Raw genomic sequence first — 21,656 nt, forward strand, 5'->3', positions numbered from 1 at the left:
TCCCGAAGAGGTCCGCCCTGGCGGCCGGTCCGGACGGACTGGCTCCGATCATGGTGCCAGGCCCCGGTACGCTGCCGTACGCCGCTTGGACCCCCGTCAGAAAGGCAGCCCCACCCGTGACCGTGACTCCCCGGCGCCGAATCCGCAGGGCCGCCTGGCTGGGCGCGGTGTGCGCCCTGGCCGTGACGGGGGCGGGGCTGACGGGATGCAGCAGCGAGGACCCCGACGCGGGCACCAACGGGGTGGGCAAGCTCCCGGCCGCGAAGATCCACGCCAAGACGCGCGCGGCCGCCTCGTCCGCCCGCGCGGTCCGGCTGCACGGGACGGTGGCCGCCGGCGGCGCCACGTACACCCTCGACATGCGCCTGAAGTCCGACGGCGGCACCGGGTCGGTCGCCGCCGAGGGGACGACCTTCCGGCTGCTGCGCGTCGGCGACCAGCTCTTCCTCAAGGCCGACGCCGGGTTCTGGACCCACGACGGCGGCGACGCCGCGGCCGCCGACAAGCTCGCCGGCAAGTACGTGAAGGTGCCGGAGGGCGACCCCGCGTACCAGAAGTTCAGCGGCTTCACGGACAAGGACGTCCTCCTCGACGGCCTGCTGACCCTGCACGGCACGGTGGAGACCGACGGGCGGCACGAGCAGGCGGGCGTCCGCACGGTCCGCGTCACCGGCGACGAGGGCTCGGGCGGCTCGCTGGACGTCTCCCTGGAGGGCGCGCCCTATCCGCTGCGCCTGGTGCGGGCGGGCAGCGCGGGCACGCTCAGCTTCTCCGACTGGAACAAGGACTTCGCGCTCACGGCGCCGGCCAAGGACGACACCCTGGACTACGGCAAGCAGCTGCCGACGTCCTAGTGCCGCCGGCTCTTACCGCGACGCTTCAGCAGCAGGCGCGGCAGGCCCTCCGGGAGCGGTTCACGCGTCGTCGCCGGGCTCGGCAGCGGCGCCTCGGCCAGCGAACCGTCGGGCAGCGGCGCGAGCGTCCCCGTCGGCTCCAGACGCAGCACCCGGCACTCACGGGCCCAGCGGCCGGTCATCGCCTCGCCGTCCGGGGCGTTCAGCCGCTTGCCCTTGAGGTCGGCGACCGCGGCCTGCCACGCCTCGGAGCCGGACGGCAGCTCCACGACCCTCGCCGCCCAGGAGACCAGCCGGCCCCCCTTGTCCTTGCTGCGCACCGTCACCTCGGCCACCGCCCCGTCGGCCAGGCCCGGCAGCGGCTGCTCACCGGGTCCGTCGCCGACGACGCAGGCCGCGCCCTCGTGCCAGACGTGCCACAGCGCACGGGCGGGCACCCCGGGGCCCTTGACCCAGATAAGGCCGGACTTCTTCGTGGCCTCCTCGACGAGGGCCTGGTCGAGCAGCTCGCGTGTCATGCGGTCAGCCTATCCACGAGCCCGCGGGCCGGTTCAGAGCCAGCCGTTGCGCTTGAGCGTGCGGTGGATGCCGAGGCAGATGCCGACCGTGATCGACAGGACCAGCGGATAGCCGAACTTCCAGTGCGTCTCCGGCATGTAGTCGAAGTTCATGCCGTACACCCCGCACACCATCGTCGGCACGGCGATGATCGCCGCCCACGAGGTGATCTTGCGCATGTCCTCGTTCTGCGCGACTGACGCCTGGGCGAGGTTGGCCTGGAGGATGGAGTTCAGCAGCTCGTCGAAGCCGATGACCTGCTCCTGCACCCGCGCCACGTGGTCGGCGACGTCCCGGAAGTACTTCTGGATCTCCGGGTCGATCAGCCGCATGGGACGCTCGCTGAGCAGCTGCATGGGCCGCAGCAGCGGCGCCACGGCCCGCTTGAACTCCAGTACCTCGCGCTTGAGTTGGTAGATCCGGCTGGCGTCGGTGCCGCGCGGGCTGCCCTTGCGGCCCGGCGAGAACACCTCGGTCTCGACCTCGTCGATGTCGTCCTGCACCGCGTCGGCGACCGCGATGTAGCCGTCGACGACGTGGTCGGCGATGGCGTGCAGCACCGCGGAGGGGCCCTTGAGCAGCAGCTCGGGCTCGTCCTGCAGCCGGCACCGCAGTGCCCGCAGCGAGCCCTGCCCGCCGTGCCGGACGGTGATGAAGAAGTCCCGTCCGGTGAAGCACATGACCTCGCCGGTCTCGACGACCTCGCTGTTCGCGGTGAGCTCGTCGTGGTCGACGTAGTGGATCGTCTTGAAGACCGTGAACAGGGAGTCGTCGTAGCGCTCCAGCTTGGGCCGCTGGTGGGCCTGGACGGCGTCCTCCACGGCCAGCGGGTGCAGCCCGAACTCCCGGGCGATACCGGCGAATTCGTCCTCGGTGGGCTCGTGCAGACCGATCCACACGAACCCGCCGTCGCGGCGCACCTGCCGCATCGCCTGGTGCGGGCTCAGCGGTGCGTCGGTCACGACGCGCGTGCCGTCGCGGTAGACGGCGCAGTCGACGACGGCGGAGGCGGTCCCCGGGTCGCGGGTGGTGTCGTAGACGCCGTTGTCCTTGCGCAGCGAGACGCGGGACGGGCGGACCGCGGCGCGCAGGTCACGGATCATCGACATGGCAGGCTCCTTCGCGACGGGCAGCGAGCGTGCCGGCGAGGGGTGGAACCACCCGGAATGAGGACGTCCAGATCACGCGTGCTCGGCGCGTCCACAAAGCGGGGGGCACCGCACCGTCGCGGTGGCCGACTTCACTGCTGATGCAGCACTGCTGTTGCAGGCAGGCAGATCAGGCAAAACGAGACGAAGTGCTCTTCCGAGGAGAGGCGCGCGAGCAGGAAGCGGCGGCGGGAAGAACCGGAGCAGCTGCGTCAGCGTCCGGAAGAGCGAGTGGTACTGCACGGTCGACTTCGGTCCATGCCGCCCACCTCCTCCGGCCGGTCCCTCGTGAGGGACGATCCACACCCCGTTTGAAGGGGTTCCCCGTAGGGGAGTGTTCATAGCGTCGGGGTCATGATCACGCCTCCGCCAGTGCCTGGAGGGCCAGGGAGGTGCCCCCAGCTGCGTGCTGCCCCAAAACCGCTGGCCCAGAGTATCAGTGACTCGACGTGTCAAGGTGCCGCTTTGCCGCGTACTGACGAGTTCTATGCTCGCCGCATGGCTGATGTTCTTCCTCTGGTCGAAGCCCGGTTGCGTACGGCACTGGGCGACCCGGACGCGCGCGCGGCGGTCACCTTCCTCGGCGCCGACCGCATCGAGGTGCTGCGCTTCCCCGGCGGAGGTCCGGAGGGCGACATCGTCCGCTACGCCACGCTCGGCATGTCCGCGCAGCCCATGGCGGACCCCACGGCCGTGCTCGCCGATCCGGTGAAGGGCCCGCGCGCCGAGCTGGTCCTCTCCGTCCGGGCGGGCCGCGCCGACACCGGCAAGGTGCTCCGCCCGCTGGCCGTGCTGGGCGCGTCCCCGCAGGTGGAGGGCGTCGTCGTGGCGCCCGGCGCCTCCCTGGACGTCGGTGAGCCGCTGTGGCCCGGCGCCCCCTTCACCTCGGTGCTGGTGGCCGAGCCGGGCGGTCTGGTGGAGGACCTGGAGCTGGACGCGCCGCTGGACCCCGTACGGTTCCTGCCGCTGCTGCCGATGACACCGAACGAGGCCGCCTGGAAGCGGGTGCACGGCGCCCAGGCCCTCCAGGAGCGCTGGCTGACGCACGGGACGGACCTGCGGGATCCGTCCCGCAGGTCCGTCCCGCTGGAGTGACCGAAGTCACCAACGCCCCTCGGGCGTGGGTCAATTGGCGAAGACGGTGACCCCGTCCTCGGTCGCGTGCCTCGGCTCCTGCTCCTCGGCTTCGTGGGTGAGGGCGCGGCGGCGTACGACGACGACGCCCGCGCCCAGCACGGCGGTGACCGCGGCCACCACGAACGGGATGTGGATGTCGGTCCACTCCTCGATCTTCGGCGCGAAGTACGGGGCGGCGGCCGCCGCGAACCAGCGCACGAAGTTGTAACCGGCGCTCGCCACCGGGCGCGGCGCGTCCGACACGCCGAGGGCCAGCTCGGTGTACACGGTGTTGTTCACGCCGATGAAGGCGCCGGACAGGATGGTGCAGACGATCGCCGCGGTGTGGTTGCCGTACCCGAGGACCAGGACGTCGGCCGCGAGCAGCACCAGCGAGCCGCCGAGCACCTTCAGCGAGCCGAACCGCCTCTGCATGCGCGGCGCCACGAGGACCGAGAAGACCGCGAGCAGCACGCCCCACGCGAAGAACACCGCACCGGACTTGTACGGCGTCATGTTCAGCACGAACGGCGTGAAGGCCAGCACGGTGAAGAACGTGTAGTTGTAGAAGAAGGCCGAGACCGCGGCGGAGGCGAGGCCGCCGTGGCCCAGCGCCCTGATCGGGTCCAGCAGCGAGGTCTTGCGGGCCGGCCTCGGCTGCTCCTTCAGGAACACCGTGATGCACAGGAAGCCGATCGCCATCAGGAACGCGGTGCCGAAGAACGGGTAGCGCCAACTGGCGTCACCCAGCAGCGCGCCCAGCAGCGGGCCGCAGGCCATGCCGAGGCCGAGGGCGGACTCGTACAGCAGGATCGCCGCGGCGCTGCCGCCGGCCGCCGCGCCGACGATGACCGCGAGGGCCGTCGAGACGAACAGGGCGTTGCCGAGGCCCCAGCCCGCCCGGTAGCCGACGAGCTGGCCGACGCTGTCGGAGGTGCCCGCGAGGCCGGCGAAGACCACGACGAAGGCGAGCCCGAGCAGCAGGGTCTTCCGGCCGCCGATGCGGCTGGAGACGAAGCCGGTGACCAGCATCGCGACGGCCGTGATCAGGAAGTACGAGGTGAACAGCAGGGAGACCTGGCTGGCGCTCGCGTCCAGGCCCTTGGCGATGGACGGCAGGATCGGGTCGACGAGCCCGATGCCCATGAAGGCGACGACGGACGCGCCGGCGGTCGCCCACACGGCCTTGGGCTGGCGCAGGATGCCGCCCGCACCCGCGTCGAAGGGGTCCATGGTTGCTCCAATGCCGACAGGAGATGGTTGGTGTTTGCACATAGTAAGTTAGCGCGGCTAATTAATGCAATGCACATCTACTTTCCCCTGGTCAGGCCCGCGGTCCGGATGGGTGATCGTCCTTGACGTGGGGGAGCGAGGGTAGGACCGTGGGGCCGTATGAGGGGCGAACCCAGTTGCCCGAAGTGTGGTGGCCGGGTCAGGGCTCCCGGTCTCTTCGCCGATTCATGGCAGTGCGACGTGCACGGGCCGGTGCACCCGCTGCAGCCCGTGATACCGCCCAGCGTCGAGGCGCTCGGCGTCGTGGTGCACCGCACCCAGGTGCCGCTGTGGATGCCGTGGCCGCTCCCGGTGGGCTGGCTGTTCACCGGCGTGGCCTGCGCGGGCGACGACCGCAGCGGCGGCCGGGCCACCGCCGTGGCCTGCTCGGGACCCGGCCCGCTCGGAGGCGCCGGCGAGCTGATCCTGGTGGCCGAGGAACTGGGTGTCGGACTCGGCGCCTGGTACGCGGGGATCGACGCACCGGACCCCGGCCCCTACCTGGACGTCGAGAAGCCGCCCCAGGCCAAGGTCCTCGCCGCCGGCCGGCCGGCCCCGCTCTGGCACGTCTCCGGCGCCCCGGTCGATCGGGCCGTGTTCGCCGGAGAGGCCCTCGGGGTGTGGCTGTGGGCCGTGCTCTGGCCCGAGCAGTCGGGGCTGCTCATGTACGACGAGCTGGTGCTGACCGATCTCCGGGACGCCGGTGCCGAGGTGGACCTGGTGCCGTGCGGCGCCCTGTCGCCGCGGCTCCTCCAGCCGTAGGCCCGGCTCGGAGGCCGCGGCACGCACCGCGTCCGCGGGCCGGTGGGCGCGCTGTGCGTAGGGGGCGCGAGCCCACTTCGGGTGTGACACCGGAAGGCGGAACGCCGGTTATCCTTGAGCGTCCCCCTCCGTCCCGTCACCGCCTGGAGTCAGCGTCGTGCGCATCGATCTGCACACCCACTCCACCGCGTCCGACGGCACGGACACCCCGGCCGAGCTGGTGCGCAACGCCGCGAAGGCCGGACTGGACGTCGTCGCGCTGACCGACCACGACACCACCCGCGGCCACGCCGAGGCCGTCGCCGCGCTGCCCGAGGGGCTGACGCTGGTCACCGGCGCCGAACTCTCCTGCCGCCTCGACGGCGTCAGCATGCACATGCTGGCCTACCTCTTCGACCCCGAGGAGCCCGCCCTGCTCGCCGAGCGTGAGCTGGTCCGGGACGACCGGGTGCCGCGGGCGCGGGGCATGGTCGCCAAGCTCAACGAGCTGGGCGTCCCCGTCACCTGGGAGCAGGTCGCGCGGATCGCCGGAGACGGCTCCGTCGGGCGCCCGCACGTGGCCTCCGCGCTCGTGGAGCTCGGCGTCGTGCCGACCGTGAGCGACGCCTTCACCGAGGACTGGCTGGCCGACGGCGGCCGGGCCCACGTGGCGAAGCACGAGACCGACCCCTTCGAGGCGATCCGGCTGATCAAGGGCGCCGGTGGCGTCGCGGTGTTCGCCCACCCGGCCGCCGCCAAGCGGGGACGTACGGTACCGGAGGCCGCCATCGCCGAGCTGGCCGCCGCCGGGCTGGACGGCATCGAGGTCGACCACATGGACCACGACGCGCCGACGCGGGCGCGGCTGCGCGGACTCGCTGCCGAGCTCGGCCTCCTGGTGACCGGCTCCAGCGACTACCACGGCAGCCGCAAGACCTGCGAGCTGGGCGAGTACACCACCGACCCCGAGGTCTACGGGGAGATCACGCGGCGGGCGTTCGGGGCGTTCCCCGTGCCGGGCGCCGGCGGAGCCTGAGGCCCGCGCGGCCGCTCCCGCCTCACATCCCCGTTCGTTGTTCCTGTTCAGCGCAAGGCTTTGTCACGCTCATGTTCGACCTCGCCGTCTTCGGCTCCCTCTTCCTGACCCTTTTTGTCATCATGGATCCCCCCGGGATCACCCCGATATTCCTCGCGCTGACCGCCGGCCGGCCCGCCAAGGTGCAGAAGCGGATGGCCTTCCAGGCCGTCTGCGTGGCCGGCGGTGTGATCGCGGTGTTCGGACTGCTCGGGCACCAGATCCTTAACTACCTGCACGTGTCCGTGCCCGCACTGATGATCGCCGGCGGACTGCTGCTCCTGCTGATCGCGCTCGACCTGCTCACCGGCAAGACGGACGAGCCCAAGCAGACCAAGGACGTCAACGTCGCGCTGGTGCCCCTGGGCATGCCGCTGCTGGCGGGACCCGGTGCCATCGTGTCGGTCATCCTGGCGGTGCAGAAGGCCGGCAGCGTGACCTCGCAGGTGTCGGTCTGGTCTGCGATCCTCGCCATCCATATGGTGCTGTGGCTGGTGATGCGGTACTCGCTGCTGATCATCCGCGTCATCAAGGACGGCGGTGTCGTCCTGGTCACCCGCCTCGCGGGCATGATGCTCTCCGCGATCGCCGTGCAGCAGATCATCAACGGCGTGACGCAGGTGATCCAGGGCGCGTGAGCGCCGGGGACGACAGAGCCCCCGCACGGCACCGGTGACGGTGCCGCACGGGGGCTCGCGGCGTACGAACGGTCCGCGTTACAAGGCCGAGGTGTCGGCAGGGCGGATCCACAGGCGCTGCCCGATGGCGGCGGCCTGCTGAACGATGCGGTTCACGGAGGCGGCGTCCACGACGGTGGTGTCGACGGGCGTTCCGTCGTTGTCGTCGAGTCGCATGACTTCAAAGCGCATGGGCCTCTCCCTTGATCTGGTCATCCTCCTGAGGAGAACTACTGGTGTGGGCCCCGGGTCGTCGGTGCCCGGGCGTCCATACGAGTCAACCGGCTGGGTGTTACGAACATTCCCTACGCTAAGGAAATTTTTCGAACAACTAATTACTGACACGTAAGAAGCTCGGGTCCGGGCGGTCCGTGTACGGCACAAGACTGACCGGGACCGGTTGTGTTCGCAGCGTGACCGCCGGGACAATGGAGGTGATGAACGACGACCTCGCGGCCCTGAACGCCCGCATCGACCGCACCAACGAGCTGCTGCAGCGCATGCTCGTCGAGGTGGCGAAGACGCCCTCCACCCACGCGATCTTCGTCGACGCCGGCTACCTGTACGCGGCGGCGGGCCGGCTGGTCGCCGGCACCGAGGACCGCAGGGCCTTCGACCTGGACGCCGAGGGGCTGATCGAGGCACTCATCGACACGGCCCGCACGATCTTCGCGGACAGCCGCCTGCTCCGGGTCTACTGGTACGACGGCGCGCGGCGCCGCATCCACACCGCCGAGCAGCAGTCCATCGCCGAGCTGCCCGACGTCAAGGTCCGCCTGGGCAACCTCAACGCCAACAACCAGCAGAAGGGCGTCGACTCCCTCATCCGCTCCGACCTGGAGTCCCTCGCCCGGCACCGCGCCATCAGCGACGCGGCGCTGCTCGGCGGCGACGAGGACCTGGTGTCGGCGGTCGAGGCCGCCCAGGGGTACGGCGCCCGCGTCCACCTGTGGGGCATCGAGGCCCCCGAGGGCCGCAACCAGGCCGACCCGCTGCTCTGGGAGGTCGACAGCCAGCGCACCTTCGAGCTGGACTTCTTCAAGCCGTACGTCTCCCGGCGCACGGCCCACGCCTACGAAGCGGCCGGCACGGTCCGGCCGGCCCGCGAGGACGTCCGCTTCGTGGGCGCCCAGATCGCGGCGAAATGGCTGGCGGCCCGGGGCCGCGACACGCTGCTGGAGCTGCTCCCCGGCCACCCCTACCTCCCCGGCTCGGTCGACCAGGACCTGCTGGTGGAGGCCGAGGGGCTGCTGCAGTACTCACTGCGCGGCCAGGCCGACCTGCGCCGGGCGCTGCGGGACGGCTTCTGGGAGCACCTCCGCTCGCAGTACTAGGACAGGCCCCCGGACCGGTCCGGCCCGCCGTCCCGGCGTGTCGCGGGGACGGCGTCCCAGAAGTCGGCCAGGGCCCGGGCGGTCGGCAGCGGCTGGTCCGTGTTGGGGGAGTGCTCGGCCCCCGGGACGACCGTCCGGCGCGCGTCCAGCCGTACGGCCATCTCGTCCAGGAGGGGGACGGGCCAGGTGTCGTCGTAGGCGCCCGACAGCACGTGGAACGGCAGCGGCACGGCGGCGAGCTCGGCGACACGGTCCGGCTCGGTGCACAACTGGCGCCCCGTGGCCAGCAGTTGGGCGGGCCTGGTGCCCAGCCAGCGCTCGCGCAGCCGTTCCGGGCCGTCCGGGCCGCGCGCGGGGACCGGGGCACCGGCCTCCTCGGGCGGCCCCATCGCCTGCATCACCTCCCAGACCTGCGCCATCGTCATGGTGTCGAGCGCGTCCCGCAGGAGCTTCACGCGCTGCTGCTGCGAGACGGAGATCCGCGCCGGACCCGACGACATCAGCGTCAGGGAGACGAAGGGGGAGTGGTCGAGCAGCACGGCGGCACGGGCGATCTGGCCGCCGAGCGAGTGCCCGAGGAGGTGCACGGGCGTTCCGAGCGCAGCGACCTGTGCGTGGACGTCCCGGGCCAGCTCGGGCTGCGCGTAGCCGTACTCGTCGTGCTCGGGGCCGTCGGACTCGTACTGCCCCCGCCCGTCCACGGCGACCGTGCGGTACCCGCGGGCGGCGAGCGGCTCGTGGAGCAGGGTGAAGTCCTCCTTGCTGCCCGTGAACCCGGGCAGCATCAGCACGACGCCCCTCGGCACGCCGTCGCCCGCCGCGGGCGAATCGACGACGGCGAACTCACCGCGCGCGGTACGCAGCCGGTACGTGCGGGCGGCGGGCGGCGGGGTGAAGCGGGCGTTCGTGCTCACGCCCAGAGACTATCCGCGCCCCCGACCCCGCCCACCCCACCGGCCCAGCCTGCGGGCAGTCGCGCGCTGCCGTGCCCACCCACCCCACCGCACGCCTGCATACCGGCGCGGACACGCCGTCGGCCCGGCCCCGCCGAGTGGCGGGACCGGGCCGACGGATCGGGACGCGGCGGGTCAGCTCTCGGCCGACTCCGCGGGCTGCGTCGCGACCGCCTTGCGCGTACGACGAGCCTTCGGCTTCGTCTCGGCGGCCTCGACGGGGGCCGCCGCGGCCTTGCGGGTCCGGCGCCGCGGTGCGGCCTCCGGCTCCTGCCAGGCCTGAGCCGGGATCTCGGCGGTGGCCTCGGCCGGTTCGGCGGCCTTGCGGGTGCGGCGGCGCGGCTTGGCCTCGACGGTCTCAGCGGCCTCGGTGACCTCCGGAGCGGCGGCGGCCTTGCGGGTCCGGCGCGGCTTGGCCTCCGTGGCCTCGGCCGTGTCGACCGCGGTCTCCGCCTTGGCGGCTGCCGCCTTGCGGGTACGGCGCGGCTTGGCCGTCTCGGCCGCCTCCGGCTCCTGCGCCGACTGGGCAGGGATCTCGGCGGTGGCCCCGGCCGGTTCGGCGGCCTTGCGGGTGCGGCGGCGCGGCTTGGCCTCCGTGGCCTCGGCCGTGTCGACGGCGGCTTCCGCCTTGGCGGCCGCGGTCTTGCGGGTCCGGCGCGGCTTGGCCTCGACGGTCTCCGCGGTCTCGGCGACCTCGACGGCCTCCGGAGCGGCGGCGGCCTTGCGGGTCCGGCGCGGCTTCGACTCCGCCGTCTCGGTGGTCTCCGCGGTCTCCGCCGGTGCCGCCGCCTTCTTGCGCGTACGGCGCGGCTTCGACTCCGCCGGTTCGGCCACGGGCTCGGCCACCGCCTCGGCCGTGTCGACCGCCTTCTCGGCGGCGGTGGCCTTGCGGGTGCGCCGACGCGGCTTCTCGACGGGCGTCTCGACCGCGGACACCTCGGTCACCGGGGCCTCGACCACGGCGGCCTCGACCACGGCGGCCTCGACCACGGCGGCCTCGGCCACCGGGGCGGCCTCGAGCGGCGCGGCCGGCGCCTCCGCCGACTTGCGGGTGCGGCGACGACGCGGCTTCGCCGGGGCCTCGACGCTCTCCGAAGCCTCCGCGGCCGTGCCCTCCGCCGTCGCGACGGCGGTCTCCGGTGCCGACGCCTCGACCGCGGCGGCCGCCACCGGCTGCTGGGCCGGCTCGCCGCCGCGGGTGCGACGACGCCGGCGCAGCGTACGAGGGCCCTGGGCGGCGGCGTCCGTGTCCGTGGCGCCGTCCGCGCCGCCGGTCACGGCCTCGGGCGCGGCGGTCCCGGCGGCCGGCGCGTCCACCTGCGACCCGCCGCGCGTACGGCGACGGCGACGCGGCGCACGGGAGGAACGCTCGTGGTCGGCGGAACGGGACTCGTCCCGGCCACCACGGCCACCGCGGGCACGGCCACCCCGGCCGCCCGGCTCACCCAGGTCCTCGAGCTCCTCCGCGTCCAGCCCGGCGCGCGTGCGCTCCGAGCGCGGCAGGACGCCCTTGGTGCCCTCGGGGATGCCGAGGTCGGAGTAGAAGTGCGGGGAGGTGGAGTACGTCTCCGGCGGGTCGTTGAAGCCCAGGTCCAGCGCCTTGTTGATCAGCTGCCAGCGCGGGATGTCGTCCCAGTCGACCAGCGTGATCGCCGTACCCTTGGCGCCCGCGCGGCCGGTGCGGCCGATGCGGTGCAGGTACGTCTTCTCCTCTTCCGGCGACTGGTAGTTGATGACGTGCGTCACGCCTTCGACGTCGATGCCGCGGGCGGCGACGTCGGTGCAGACGAGCACGTCCACCTTGCCGTTGCGGAAGGCGCGCAGGGCCTGCTCGCGGGCGCCCTGGCCGAGGTCGCCGTGGACCGCGCCGGAGGCGAAGCCGCGCTGCTTGAGCTGGTCGGCCAGGTCGGCCGCGGTGCGCTTGGTGCGGCAGAAGACCATGGCCAGTCCCCGGCCGTCGGCCTGCAGTATGCGCGCCACCATCTCGGGCTTGTCCATGTTGTGCGCGCGGTAGATGAACTGCTTCGTGTTCGCGACCGTCGCGCCCGCGTCGTCCGGCGAGGTGGCGGAGATGTGCGTGGGCTGCGACATGTAGCGGCGGGCCAGTCCGATGACGGCGCCCGGCATGGTGGCCGAGAACAGCATCGTCTGGCGCTTGGCCGGCAGCATGTTGATGATCTTCTCGACGTCGGGCAGGAAGCCCAGGTCGAGCATCTCGTCGGCCTCGTCGAGGACCAGGCTCTTGATGTGCTTCAGGCTCAGCTTCTTCTGGCCCGCGAGGTCCAGCAGACGGCCCGGGGTGCCGACGATCACGTCGACGCCCTTCTTCAGGGCCTCCACCTGCGGTTCGTAGGCCCGGCCGCCGTAGATCGCGAGGACGCGCACGTTGCGGACCTTGCCGGCGGTCAGCAGGTCGTTGGTGACCTGCTGGCACAGCTCGCGCGTCGGGACGACGACGAGGGCCTGCGGGGCGTCGGTCAGGGACTCGGGCGCCGCCCGGCCCGCCTCGACGTCTGCGGGGACGGTGACGCGCTCGAGGAGCGGGAGGCCGAAGCCCAGCGTCTTGCCGGTGCCGGTCTTGGCCTGGCCGATGACGTCCGTGCCCGACAGGGCCACGGGGAGCGTCAGCTCCTGGATGGGGAAGGGGTTGATGATGCCGACGGCCTCGAGGGCTTCGGCGGTCTCGGGGAGGATCCCGAGGGATCGGAACGTCGTAGTCAGGGTGCTGCCTCTTCTGTGTGCGTGGTGCGAGGCGAGCGCGCGGGTCGTGCCGGACCGTGTCGGGGACGTCGGCTGCCTTACGGGTGAGCCGTAGGACACGGGACACGGGACCTCTGTCGACGCTCCAGCGCTCGTACCACTGAGGGTCCCCCTCCGGGGTCCGTACGCACTGTGGCGTACGGAGGGAGGGCTGTCGGGTCGGAGCCGATCGGGCCACCGACCGGGCATCCTCATGCGTGCGGCCCGACGAAGACGTCACGTACCCGTACGTCACATACTCGGCAGGCGCATTACCACCATACCCCGGATTCGCGCACACGCGATGGCCGATTCGGTCACGTAGTCGTCGTCACAGTGACTGACCAGGCCCGTACCGTCCACGTTCGGCGGGCTATTGTGCGCTGCATGACGAGCTCTGACAAGCCTGGCAACGCCACGGACGCCCCCGCCGAAACCACCGGAGCCACCGGAGCCACCGGAGTCGCCGCCCGGGACTGGGCGACGGCCGCCGCCGACCCGCAGTACCGTGCCGCGGTCGTGGACCTGCTCGGCGCGCTCGCGTACGGCGAGCTGGCGGCGTTCGAGCGGCTCGCGGAGGACGCCAAGCTGGCACCCACGCTGGCGGACAAGGCGGAACTGGCGAAGATGGCGTCGGCGGAGTTCCACCACTTCGAGCGACTGCGCGACCGGCTCGCGGGGATCGGCGAGGAGCCGACGGCGGCCATGGAGCCGTTCGTGGCCGCCTACGACGGCTTCCACAAGCAGACCGACCCCTCGGACTGGCTGGAGGGCCTGGTCAAGGCCTACGTCGGCGACTCCATCGCCAGCGACTTCTACCGTGAGGTCGCCGCCCGGCTCGACGCCGACACCCGGGATCTGGTGCTGGCCGTGCTGGACGACACCGGGCACGCGAGCTTCGCCGTGGAGAAGGTGCGCGCGGCGATCGACGCGGACCCGCGGGTGGGCGGCCGGCTGGCGCTGTGGGCGCGGCGGCTGATGGGCGAGGCGCTGTCGCAGTCGCAGCGGGTCGTCGCCGACCGGGACGCGCTGTCGACGATGCTCGTGGGCGGGGTGGCGGACGGCTTCGACCTCGCCGAGGTGGGCCGGATGTTCTCGCGGATCACCGAGGCGCACACCAAGCGGATGGCGGCCCTGGGGCTGGCGGCCTAGGCACCGCCCGGCCGGACCTCACCGCCGGTGCCCCACCGGCGGCCGGTCAGGCGGTCGCCGAGCGGCGCCGCAGTCGTCGCGCGGGGCGCAGCAGCAGCGACAGCGAGGCCGCCGAGACGGCTGCCGCGCCGACGAGGACCGGCACGAGGCCGCCGGCGCCCAGCGCGGTGTGCGTGACGAACGCCCCGAAGAGGGCCCCGGCGACTCCCGTCGGCAGGACCAGGACACGGTCGGGGAGGCGGTGCGGCAGGCGGTGGGCGGCGGCCCAGGCCAGGGCGAGGCCGAGGATCGAGGCGCTGAGCGCTTCCAGGAGCATGTCGGGGTCCCTCCCACGTGGCCGGCCTGCCCGAAACGGTCTTACCCGACTTACCCCTGACCTGCGGAATGCAATCCTCCTCCTGTGGGTGAGCTGTGCCCCCAGGGGGGAAACGGAAAAGGCCCGGCGGTTCGTGGCCGCCGGGCCCTTCGCGTGCTGCCTGTGTCGGCTACAGCGCGCCGAATCCCACCTTGCGCGGGCTCGGCTCGCCGAGCTCGACGTAGGCGAGGCGGTCCGCCGGGACCAGGACCTTGCGGCCGTGCTCGTCCACGAGGCTCAGCAGCTGCGACTTGCCGGCCAGTGCCTCGGCCACCACGCGCTCTACCTCCTCGGCACTCTGACCGCTCTCCAGAACGATCTCGCGGGGCGCGTGCTGCACGCCGATCTTGACCTCCACGGCTATGTCCCTCCGACGGTCAGTGAAGTGCGCGATCTTACGCGCCGTACCCAGCACACATTAGCCCGGTGAGGGGACGTACACGCTCCGCCCGAGAACGCCAGGAGCGAACAGCCCGGGGAGCGGACGACGCCGTACGCCGAACGTGCGACGGTCAGGGTTGCTCGCTGCCGTGCATCGGGAAACCGGCGATGCCCCGCCAGGCCAGTGACGTCAGCAGCTGGACCGCCTGGTCGCGCGGCACGCTGCGGTCGCTGTGCAGCCAGGCGCGGGCCACCACCTGGGCGAGGCCGCCCAGACCGGAGGCCAGCAGCGTCGACTCGGCCCGCGAGAGGCCGGTGTCCTCGGCGATCACGTCGCAGATCGCCTCGGCGCACTCGTTCGTCACCTTGTCGACGCGCTCGCGCACGGCGGGCTCGTTGGTCAGGTCCGACTCGAAGACCAGACGGAAGGCACCGCCGTCGTCCTCCACGTACGCGAAGTAGGCGTCCATCGTCGCCCGGACGCGCTGCTTGTTGTCGGTCGTCGACGCGAGCGCGTTCCGCACGGACTGGATCAGCGCCTCGCAGTGCTGGTCCAGCAGGGCGAGGTAGAGGTCGAGCTTGCCGGGGAAGTGCTGGTAGAGCACAGGCTTGCTGACGCCGGCGCGCTCGGCGATGTCGTCCATCGCGGCGGCGTGGTAGCCCTGTGCCACGAACACTTCCTGGGCGGCGCCCAGCAGCTGGTTGCGTCGGGCACGGCGGGGAAGGCGTGTGCCCCGCGGGCGTACCGCCTCTGTCTGCTCGATGGCTGTCACGCCGCCTCCCATAGTCGTCCACGTGCGGTGTGCGCCGCGTCGCCATCGTACTTTTCGGTAACCGTGGTGCGCGCGGTGCGAGCGCAGAATTTCACGGACCGGACGGAGGCGAAAGCCGCACAACAGGTTTCAAAAGGTCCCAGGCCGGGCAAAGATCGGCCTCCCTCTCGTTCGGCGGCCCCCCGCCTCAGCGGTAGTCGTCCTCGTCCTGCGCGACCACCCGGGCCTGTTCGGCCAGGTCCGCCTCGTTGGCGCGATCCGGTTCCACGTCGGTGAGCGGGTCGTCGCGGTCGGGGGTGATGTCCGCGTTCTGCTCGGCCGCGTCGGCGTCGGGGGCCTCGACGCCGAGTTCCTGCGGTTCCCGGTCCTCGTTGTCGAAGGTCTCCGGGTCGGTGGGGTCGACGGTCATGCTGGGCTCCCTTCCTACGGACGTCCCTGGGGATGCAGGGGCCACATGCGGGTGCCCTTTCCATGAGCCTAGGAGACACCCGATTCGGCCGCCAGACGTCACCGTGCGCCCACCGCCGATACCGCACCCGCCCTTGTGACGGCGAACACATGAACCAGTGCGTGATCGTCTCGTAACATTGGCCCATGTCTTCGACCGAGCAGCCGTCCGCGCCGCCCGCCAACGTGCTGCCCAGGGTGGCGGCCGTCAGGGTCGTCGAGGGCGAGCGGCTCGGCTCGGTCCACCTGCCCGGAATCACCCTCACGGTGCGCTCCCGGCGCCCCGCGCGCGAGGGCCTCCCGCCCGCGCTGTACATCCACGGCCTCGGCGGCTCCTCGCGGAACTGGTCGGCGCTGATGCCGCTGCTGGACGACGTCGTCGACAGCGAGGCCGTCGACCTGCCCGGCTTCGGCGACTCGCCGCCACCGGACGACGGCGACTACTCCGTCACGGGGCACGCGCGCGCAGTCATCCGTCACCTGGACGCGGCCGGACGCGGTCCCGTGCACCTCTTCGGCAACTCGCTCGGCGGCGCGGTCGCCACGCGCGTCGCCGCCGTGCGGCCCGACCTCGTGCGCACGCTGACCCTCGTGTCGCCCGCGCTGCCCGAGATCCGCGTCCAGCGCAGCGCGGTGCCGACGGGGCTGCTGGCGCTGCCGGGAGTGGTGGCGCTGTTCACCCGGCTCACCAGGGAATGGACCGCGGAGCAGCGGGTCCGCGGGGTGACGGCCCTCTGCTACGGCGACCCGGCGAGGGTGTCGCCGGACGGCTTCCGCAACGCCGTCGAGGAGATGGAGCGCCGGCTGCGACTGCCGTACTTCTGGGACGCGATGGCGCGTTCGGCGCGTGGGATCGTCAACGCGTACACCCTGGGCGGCCAGCACGGACTCTGGCGGCAGGCCGGACGGGTTCTCGCGCCGACGCTGCTGGTCTACGGTGGACGGGACCAACTCGTCGGCTACCGCATGGCCCAGCGGGCGGCCCGTGCCTTCCGCGACTCCCGGCTGCTGACCCTGCCGGACGCGGGTCACGTGGCGATGATGGAATATCCGGAGACCGTGGCCACGGCGTTCCGCGAACTTCTCGCGGACACCGATGGACGGGCGGTCGGCCGGAGCACCGACGGGGCCGTCGACGACGAGCCCGCCAACCAGACAACAGGAGGCTGAGGCGCGAGTGGGACGCCACAGCCGCCGCGGACCCGCCCCCAAGGGCGGCACCGCGGACGCCCCCGCGGCAGCGCGGGAGGCCCGGGCCGAAGGCACCGGCCGACGACGCATGCCCGGCCCGCCGGCGGGGGAGCGGACGCCGCCGGCGAACGGAACGCCGGGCCCGCAGCAGGCTTTCACCCCGGGCGACACCCGGGGCCACGCGGCCCCACGGCCCCCGGACGGGACACCGGCGCACGGTTTCCCCCGGCTCCCCGACGGCACGCCCGCGCAGGGCTTCCCGCGAGTCCCCGACGGCACGCCCGCCCGGGGCTTCCCGCGAGTCAAGGGCGGCACTCCGGCGCAGAACATCCCGCAGGGTCAGGGCTTCCCGCGGGGGCAGGGCGGCACGCCCGCGCGGGGTGTGCCGCGGGTCCGCGGTGGGCATCCCGAGCAGCGCGAACCGGGCGGCGGCTGGGGCACGTCGGACGGACGGGCCGGTGCCGGAAACGGCACGCAGGCCGGACCGCGCCCCGGCGTGTCCGTTCCCCTCCCGCGGCAGCGGCAGGCGCCCCCGGACGGGCCGCGGCCGGACTACCTGGACGCCTTCGGCGAGCAGGACGACGACGTCTTCTCGGCCCGCCCCCGGCGCCGTACCGCCGTCCCCGCTCAGGCGCCCGACCCGTACGCCTCCGTCACCGGCTGGTCGGCCGGCGACGGCCCCGGGGATCCCGGCGCCGACGAAGCGGCGCCCACCGGCGAACCCGCGCCGGCCAGGGGCGGCAAGGGGCGGACCTTCACCGGCATCGCCGCCGCCGCCGTCACCACCGTGCTCGCGGTCGTCGTGGCCGGACAGGTCGCCGACGGCCAGGACGCCGAGGGTGCGCGCGCCCCGTCCGCGACCGACCAGGCCCGTGACGTCCGCGACCCCGCGTCCCGCACGGACGGACGGCCGGACCCGGCCGCGCCCGGTGCCGCGGCGCCGCTGACGTACGAGCAGAAGATGGCCACGACCTACCCCCTCGGCGCCGACGACAAGGGCTCGGGCAAGTTCGAGGCCGTCCCCGGCTTCGACAAGGCGCCGGGGACGGGGCAGAAGTACACCTACCGCGTGGACGTGGAGCAGGGGCTCGGCCTCGACGGCACGCTCTTCGCGCAGGCCGTGCAGAAGACCCTCAACGACAACCGGAGCTGGGCGCACAACGGCGCCCGCACCTTCGAACGCATCCACTCCGGGAAGCCCGACTTCGTGATCACGCTCGCCAGCCCCGGCACCACGGCCGACTGGTGCGCCAAGTCCGGCCTGGACACCACCGAGGACAACGTCTCCTGCGACTCGGCCGCCACCGAACGCGTGATGATCAACGCCTACCGGTGGGCGCAGGGCGCCGAGCCCTACGGCGACCAGATCCACGCCTACCGGCAGATGCTGATCAACCACGAGGTGGGCCACCGCATCGGCTACAACCACGTCTCCTGCGACAAGGACGGCGAGCTCGCCCCGGTCATGCAGCAGCAGACCAAGTTCGTGGACCACGACGGCGTCGACTGCCGCCCCAACGCCTGGGCCTACCCCAACGGCTGACCCGCCAGGCCTGGTCAGTGCGTCGCGCAAGGTAATCGAATGATCTCTTAGCGCGACCGAACGCGTCCCGTGCGGGAAAGTTACGACCGTTCACCCCTTTTGGTGGCGCGATGGACAACCGTCCATCGCGCCACGGCCTTGTCCGCATACGTTCGTCCCGCTGTGAGCCGCCGGACCAACGGCGGCTCCCCGGACGGGAGATCGGGGGTGCGCGCGTGCGCATCGGACTGCTTACGGAGGGTGGTTATCCGTATGTGAGCGGTGAGGCCGGACTCTGGTGCGACCGGCTCGTGCGAGGGCTCGGGCAGCACGAGTTCGACGTCTACGCGCTCAGCCGCAGCGAACGTCAGGAGGGCAGGGGGTGCGTCCCGCTGCCGTCGCAGGTCGTCCGCGTGCGCACCGCCCCGCTGTGGGACGCCGACGACTCCGGCCGGGTGATTCGCGACGGCCGCCGGGCGTACGGGCGGCGCGCGCGCCGACGCTTCGCCGAGTGCTACGGCGAGCTGGCCGCCACCCTGTGCACGCCCGCTCCGCAGGACCCGTCCGGTGCGTCGACGGAGGCGTCGGCCCTTGAGGCGGACCGTTTCGCCAACGCGCTGTACGGCCTCGCGCAACTCGCCCGGGACGAGGACGGACTGGCGGACTCCCTCCGCTCGGAGACCGCCGTACGCGCCCTCGAACGCGCCTGTCGCGCGCCCGGCGCCCCCAGCACCGTCCGCACGGCGCGCGTCCCCGAACTGCTGACCGTCGCCGCACGCCTCGAACGCGCCCTGCGCCCCCTGTCACTCGACTGGTACGACGCCGACGGGCTCGGCGCGGTCGACCTGTGCCACGCGGCCTCCGGCGGTACGGCCGCCCTGCCCGGCCTGCTCGCCCGGCACTTCCACGACGTCCCCCTGCTGGTGACGGAGTACGGCGTGCGGCTGCGGACGCACTACCTCGCGGACCCCGGCTCGCCGCCCGCCATACGGTCCCTGCTGGCCGCCTTCCACGGCCGGCTGGCCGCCGAGACCTACCGGCGCGCGGCCCTGATCACGCCCGGCAACGCGCACGCCCGCCGCTGGCAGGAACGCTGCGGGGCCGACCGCGCCAAGCTCCGCACGGTCCCCCCGGGCATGAACGCGACGCCCTTCGCCGAGGCGGGGGAGTCGCCGGAGTGCGCCGACCCGCACACCCTCGTCTGGGTCGGCCGCGTCGAGCCCGCCAAGGACCTGGTCTCGCTGCTGCACGCCTTCGCGGAGATCCGCACCGTGGAGCCCGCGGCGCGGCTGAGGATCGTCGGCGCCCCCGTGGGTTCCGAGGGCGCGGCCTACCTCACCCACTGCCGGGCCCTGGCCGCGCAGCTCTTCCCCGACGAGGCCACCGGTCCGCACGCCGTCGGCGACAACCCGGTGTCCTTCGAGGAGACCGGCGGACCGGAACTGCCCTCCCGCGCCGACGCGTACGCCGCCGGTGCCCTCGTCGTCCTCTCCAGCGTCGTCGAGGGGTTCCCGGCCGGCCTGGTCGAGGCGATGTTCTGCGGCCGGGCGACGGTGTCCACGGACGTCGGCGCCGTGGTGGAGGCCATCGGCGGCACCGGACTCGTCGTCCCCCCCCGCAATCCCCGGGCGCTCGCCGGGGCGTGCGTCGCCCTGCTGCGCGACCCCGAGCGCCGTGAGCGCCTGGGTGCCGCGGCGCGCGCCCGTGCGCTGGAGCTCTTCACCGTCGAACAGAACGTCGCGGCATTTCACGGCATTTACCTGGAGATCCTCTCGCGCGCGCCCGTCCGCCGTGTCGTCCTCGACGAGGCGGGGGACCCCCTGCCGTTCGCCGTGCCCGCCGAGGCGCGGGTCACCGGCTGCTGGACCGCCCCCGCCGGCCGCGTCGTGGCCCGGGGCGGCCCCGGCTGGGCGACGGACACCCCCGTCCGCGCGACGTCCCCGGCCGTCACGACCGCGCCCGTCGCACCCCCCGCCGTCACGGCCTCGCCCGTCCCGACCGAGGGGGCGCGATGAGCGGCCTGGGCGAACTGGACCGCCCCGAGACCCCGAGCAGCCCGGGCGCCTGGCACGAACGCTCGCAGGAGTGCCTGGACCAGGAGGCACCCGGTACGGGAGCCCCCGCCGGGGGACGTCCGGACGCCGCGCGCGCCGACGGAGCGCCCCCGGCCGGCACGCGGCCGACCCGCGCCGCCCGCCGCGCGACCGACCCCGTCAAGGCCCTGATGCACCGCCACCGCGACCTGTGCGAACGGGCCGTGGACCCCCTGGAGATCGCGGCGGGGCTGGAGGCGCACGGCGTCACCGACCGCACCGCGGCCCGCTTCCGCCACCGGGACGTCTTCTCCCTCGCCGAGGAGATGTTCGCCCGCGTCCCGCGCGACGGTGACGCACCCGCGCGCCCCACCGCACCGCCGGCGCCCCGCACGCGAGGCACCTGGATCGTCCTGGCCCTGCTGCCCGGGGTGCTGTGCGCCGCCGCCGTGGCCGGGCTGCGTCTCACCGACGGACGGCCGCGCCCGGCCGTGGTCGTCGCCGCCGTCCTCGCGGTGGCCCTGGCCCTGCGCGCCGCACTGCGCCGGGGCCCGCTGAGCGCCGGCGGCCACACCGGCTTCACCGCGCCCTGCTGGCTCGTCGGCTACGCCCTCCTCGGCGACGGCCTGCTGAGCGCCGCCCTCGCCGGCGGCCCCGACGGCCTGCCCGACGGCGCCGCGGACGGGCCCTGGCCCGTCACCGCCGCACCCGTCGTGGCCCTCGCCCTCGCCTGCGCGCCCGCCGCCGCCGGCGCCCACCTCTTCGCCCGGGGGGCCCGCCGGGGACTGGCCGCCAGCCGCGGACTGACCGACTTCTCGGCCTCCGTACGGCCCCTGCTGCTCGGCACCTTCGCCCTGTTCCTGGGCGCCCTGACCGCCCTGCTCGCGCTGACGGGCGCGGTCCTCGACGAACCCGCCGGGTACCCCCAGGCGCTCGCCCTCGGCGCACTCCTGCTGCCGGCCCGCCTCCTCGCCGTCCACGGCTTCACCCACGCCGCCAGGCTCGTCCTCAACGCCACGGCAGCGGCCGAGGCGACCGCCCTCGCCACGCTCTTCGCCGGCCGCCTCCCCGGCTGCGGCCCCCTGGCCGCTCCCGTCGAGGCCCTCGTGGCCGCCTGGGGCCCGGCCGGTGTCCCCGCGACGGCCTGCGGCACCGGTGCCCTGGTCCTCCTCGTCCACGCGACCCGCCGCCTCACCAGGGCGTCCGCCCACGCACCCGCGGAGCAGCCGCGATGACCGCGCGCTCCGGGCAACCCCCCACACACGTCCCGCTCCACCCCTCGAAGGAGAACCCCAGATGACCACCTCCCGACCGGACGCCTCGGCCCGGGGAGCC

General features: G+C 73.3%; 21 protein-coding genes. 11 read left to right on the forward strand and 10 right to left on the reverse strand.

The annotated features are described in order from the left end of the window. The first annotated feature begins 116 nt into the window (after positions 1-116). Positions 117-854 carry a hypothetical protein gene (locus AC0VYN_RS05335; RefSeq protein WP_386922815.1) on the forward strand — a complete coding sequence of 246 codons (738 nt, stop codon included), beginning with the start codon at positions 117-119 and terminating at the stop codon, positions 852-854. Here AC0VYN_RS05335 and AC0VYN_RS05340 read toward each other — a convergent pair. Both AC0VYN_RS05340 and AC0VYN_RS05345 read right to left on the reverse strand, forming a co-directional pair. Continuing rightward, positions 851-1,372, reverse strand: coding sequence for a hypothetical protein (locus AC0VYN_RS05340; protein WP_475534998.1), 522 nt, complete (start codon positions 1,370-1,372; stop codon positions 851-853). The genes AC0VYN_RS05335 and AC0VYN_RS05340 overlap by 4 nt on opposite strands. A gap of 33 nt (positions 1,373-1,405) precedes the next feature. Continuing rightward, complete coding sequence (locus AC0VYN_RS05345; protein ID WP_385469239.1) at positions 1,406-2,521, reverse strand: magnesium and cobalt transport protein CorA; 1,116 nt, start codon at positions 2,519-2,521, stop codon at positions 1,406-1,408. 537 nt (positions 2,522-3,058) lie between these two features. Here AC0VYN_RS05345 and AC0VYN_RS05350 point away from each other — a divergent pair. Further along, positions 3,059-3,655, forward strand: a complete 597-nt coding sequence (locus AC0VYN_RS05350) for a suppressor of fused domain protein (RefSeq protein WP_475534999.1) — start codon at positions 3,059-3,061, stop codon at positions 3,653-3,655. 30 nt (positions 3,656-3,685) lie between these two features. On the opposite strand, the gene AC0VYN_RS05355 is transcribed toward AC0VYN_RS05350, so the two are convergent. Next, positions 3,686-4,909: an MFS transporter gene (locus AC0VYN_RS05355; protein WP_475535000.1), complete on the reverse strand. Its 1,224-nt coding sequence runs from the start codon at positions 4,907-4,909 to the stop codon at positions 3,686-3,688. Positions 4,910-5,068: 159 nt separating this feature from the next. Here AC0VYN_RS05355 and AC0VYN_RS05360 point away from each other — a divergent pair, with 159 nt between their 5' ends. The 3 genes from AC0VYN_RS05360 (at position 5,069) to AC0VYN_RS05370 (ending at position 7,402) form a co-directional block, all read left to right on the forward strand. Beyond that, entirely contained in the window at positions 5,069-5,710 is a 642-nt protein-coding gene (locus AC0VYN_RS05360; RefSeq protein ID WP_475535001.1) for a DUF6758 family protein, read from the forward strand. A 157-nt stretch (positions 5,711-5,867) separates the two neighbouring features. Then, a complete protein-coding gene (locus AC0VYN_RS05365; protein WP_475535002.1) occupies positions 5,868-6,725 on the forward strand; it encodes a PHP domain-containing protein in 858 nt (285 codons plus the stop codon). Positions 6,726-6,796: 71 nt separating this feature from the next. Continuing rightward, positions 6,797-7,402, forward strand: a complete 606-nt coding sequence (locus tag AC0VYN_RS05370; protein WP_475535003.1) for a MarC family protein — start codon at positions 6,797-6,799, stop codon at positions 7,400-7,402. A 78-nt stretch (positions 7,403-7,480) separates the two neighbouring features. Here AC0VYN_RS05370 and AC0VYN_RS05375 read toward each other — a convergent pair whose 3' ends face one another. Continuing rightward, complete coding sequence (locus tag AC0VYN_RS05375) at positions 7,481-7,633, reverse strand: hypothetical protein (protein WP_385473596.1); 153 nt, start codon at positions 7,631-7,633, stop codon at positions 7,481-7,483. Positions 7,634-7,878: 245 nt separating this feature from the next. On the opposite strand from AC0VYN_RS05375, the gene AC0VYN_RS05380 reads away from it, so the two are divergent. Then, positions 7,879-8,775 (forward strand): NYN domain-containing protein, encoded by an 897-nt coding sequence (locus AC0VYN_RS05380; RefSeq protein WP_385473594.1) that lies wholly within the window; start codon positions 7,879-7,881, stop codon positions 8,773-8,775. Here the strand turns inward: AC0VYN_RS05380 and AC0VYN_RS05385 are convergent. Further along, positions 8,772-9,689, reverse strand: a complete 918-nt coding sequence (locus AC0VYN_RS05385; protein WP_475535004.1) for an alpha/beta fold hydrolase — start codon at positions 9,687-9,689, stop codon at positions 8,772-8,774. The genes AC0VYN_RS05380 and AC0VYN_RS05385 overlap by 4 nt on opposite strands. A gap of 174 nt (positions 9,690-9,863) precedes the next feature. After that, the gene (locus AC0VYN_RS05390; RefSeq protein WP_475536817.1) at positions 9,864-12,356 is read right to left on the reverse strand and encodes a DEAD/DEAH box helicase; all 2,493 of its coding nucleotides are present in this window, start codon (positions 12,354-12,356) and stop codon (positions 9,864-9,866) included. 498 nt (positions 12,357-12,854) lie between these two features. Between AC0VYN_RS05390 and AC0VYN_RS05395 the strand changes: the two genes are divergently transcribed. After that, positions 12,855-13,619, forward strand: coding sequence for a ferritin-like domain-containing protein (locus AC0VYN_RS05395; RefSeq protein ID WP_475535005.1), 765 nt, complete (start codon positions 12,855-12,857; stop codon positions 13,617-13,619). Positions 13,620-13,665: 46 nt separating this feature from the next. On the opposite strand, the gene AC0VYN_RS05400 is transcribed toward AC0VYN_RS05395, so the two are convergent. From AC0VYN_RS05400 to AC0VYN_RS05415, 4 genes are all read right to left on the reverse strand, one after another. Then, on the reverse strand, positions 13,666-13,935 hold the full coding sequence (locus tag AC0VYN_RS05400; RefSeq protein ID WP_385467411.1) for a hypothetical protein: 270 nt from the start codon (positions 13,933-13,935) through the stop codon (positions 13,666-13,668). A 169-nt stretch (positions 13,936-14,104) separates the two neighbouring features. Further along, entirely contained in the window at positions 14,105-14,332 is a 228-nt protein-coding gene (locus AC0VYN_RS05405) for a DUF3107 domain-containing protein (RefSeq protein ID WP_161168724.1), read from the reverse strand. A 154-nt stretch (positions 14,333-14,486) separates the two neighbouring features. After that, the gene (locus AC0VYN_RS05410; protein ID WP_475535006.1) at positions 14,487-15,128 is read right to left on the reverse strand and encodes a TetR/AcrR family transcriptional regulator; all 642 of its coding nucleotides are present in this window, start codon (positions 15,126-15,128) and stop codon (positions 14,487-14,489) included. 187 nt (positions 15,129-15,315) lie between these two features. Continuing rightward, positions 15,316-15,537, reverse strand: coding sequence for a hypothetical protein (locus AC0VYN_RS05415; RefSeq protein ID WP_386926623.1), 222 nt, complete (start codon positions 15,535-15,537; stop codon positions 15,316-15,318). Positions 15,538-15,722: 185 nt separating this feature from the next. Between AC0VYN_RS05415 and AC0VYN_RS05420 the strand changes: the two genes are divergently transcribed. The 4 genes from AC0VYN_RS05420 (at position 15,723) to AC0VYN_RS05435 (ending at position 21,556) form a co-directional block, all read left to right on the forward strand. Next, entirely contained in the window at positions 15,723-16,745 is a 1,023-nt protein-coding gene (locus AC0VYN_RS05420; protein ID WP_475535007.1) for an alpha/beta fold hydrolase, read from the forward strand. A gap of 7 nt (positions 16,746-16,752) precedes the next feature. After that, positions 16,753-18,309: a DUF3152 domain-containing protein gene (locus tag AC0VYN_RS05425; RefSeq protein ID WP_475535008.1), complete on the forward strand. Its 1,557-nt coding sequence runs from the start codon at positions 16,753-16,755 to the stop codon at positions 18,307-18,309. 215 nt (positions 18,310-18,524) lie between these two features. After that, positions 18,525-20,303, forward strand: a complete 1,779-nt coding sequence (locus AC0VYN_RS05430; protein ID WP_475535009.1) for a DUF3492 domain-containing protein — start codon at positions 18,525-18,527, stop codon at positions 20,301-20,303. Beyond that, entirely contained in the window at positions 20,300-21,556 is a 1,257-nt protein-coding gene (locus AC0VYN_RS05435; protein WP_475535010.1) for a hypothetical protein, read from the forward strand. Before AC0VYN_RS05430 ends, AC0VYN_RS05435 begins: the two co-directional genes overlap by 4 nt. Positions 21,557-21,656 lie beyond the last annotated feature (100 nt).

This window comes from Streptomyces sp. 63XJN7_1_ISO-PGPR-S23-121 (genome assembly GCF_056173025.1).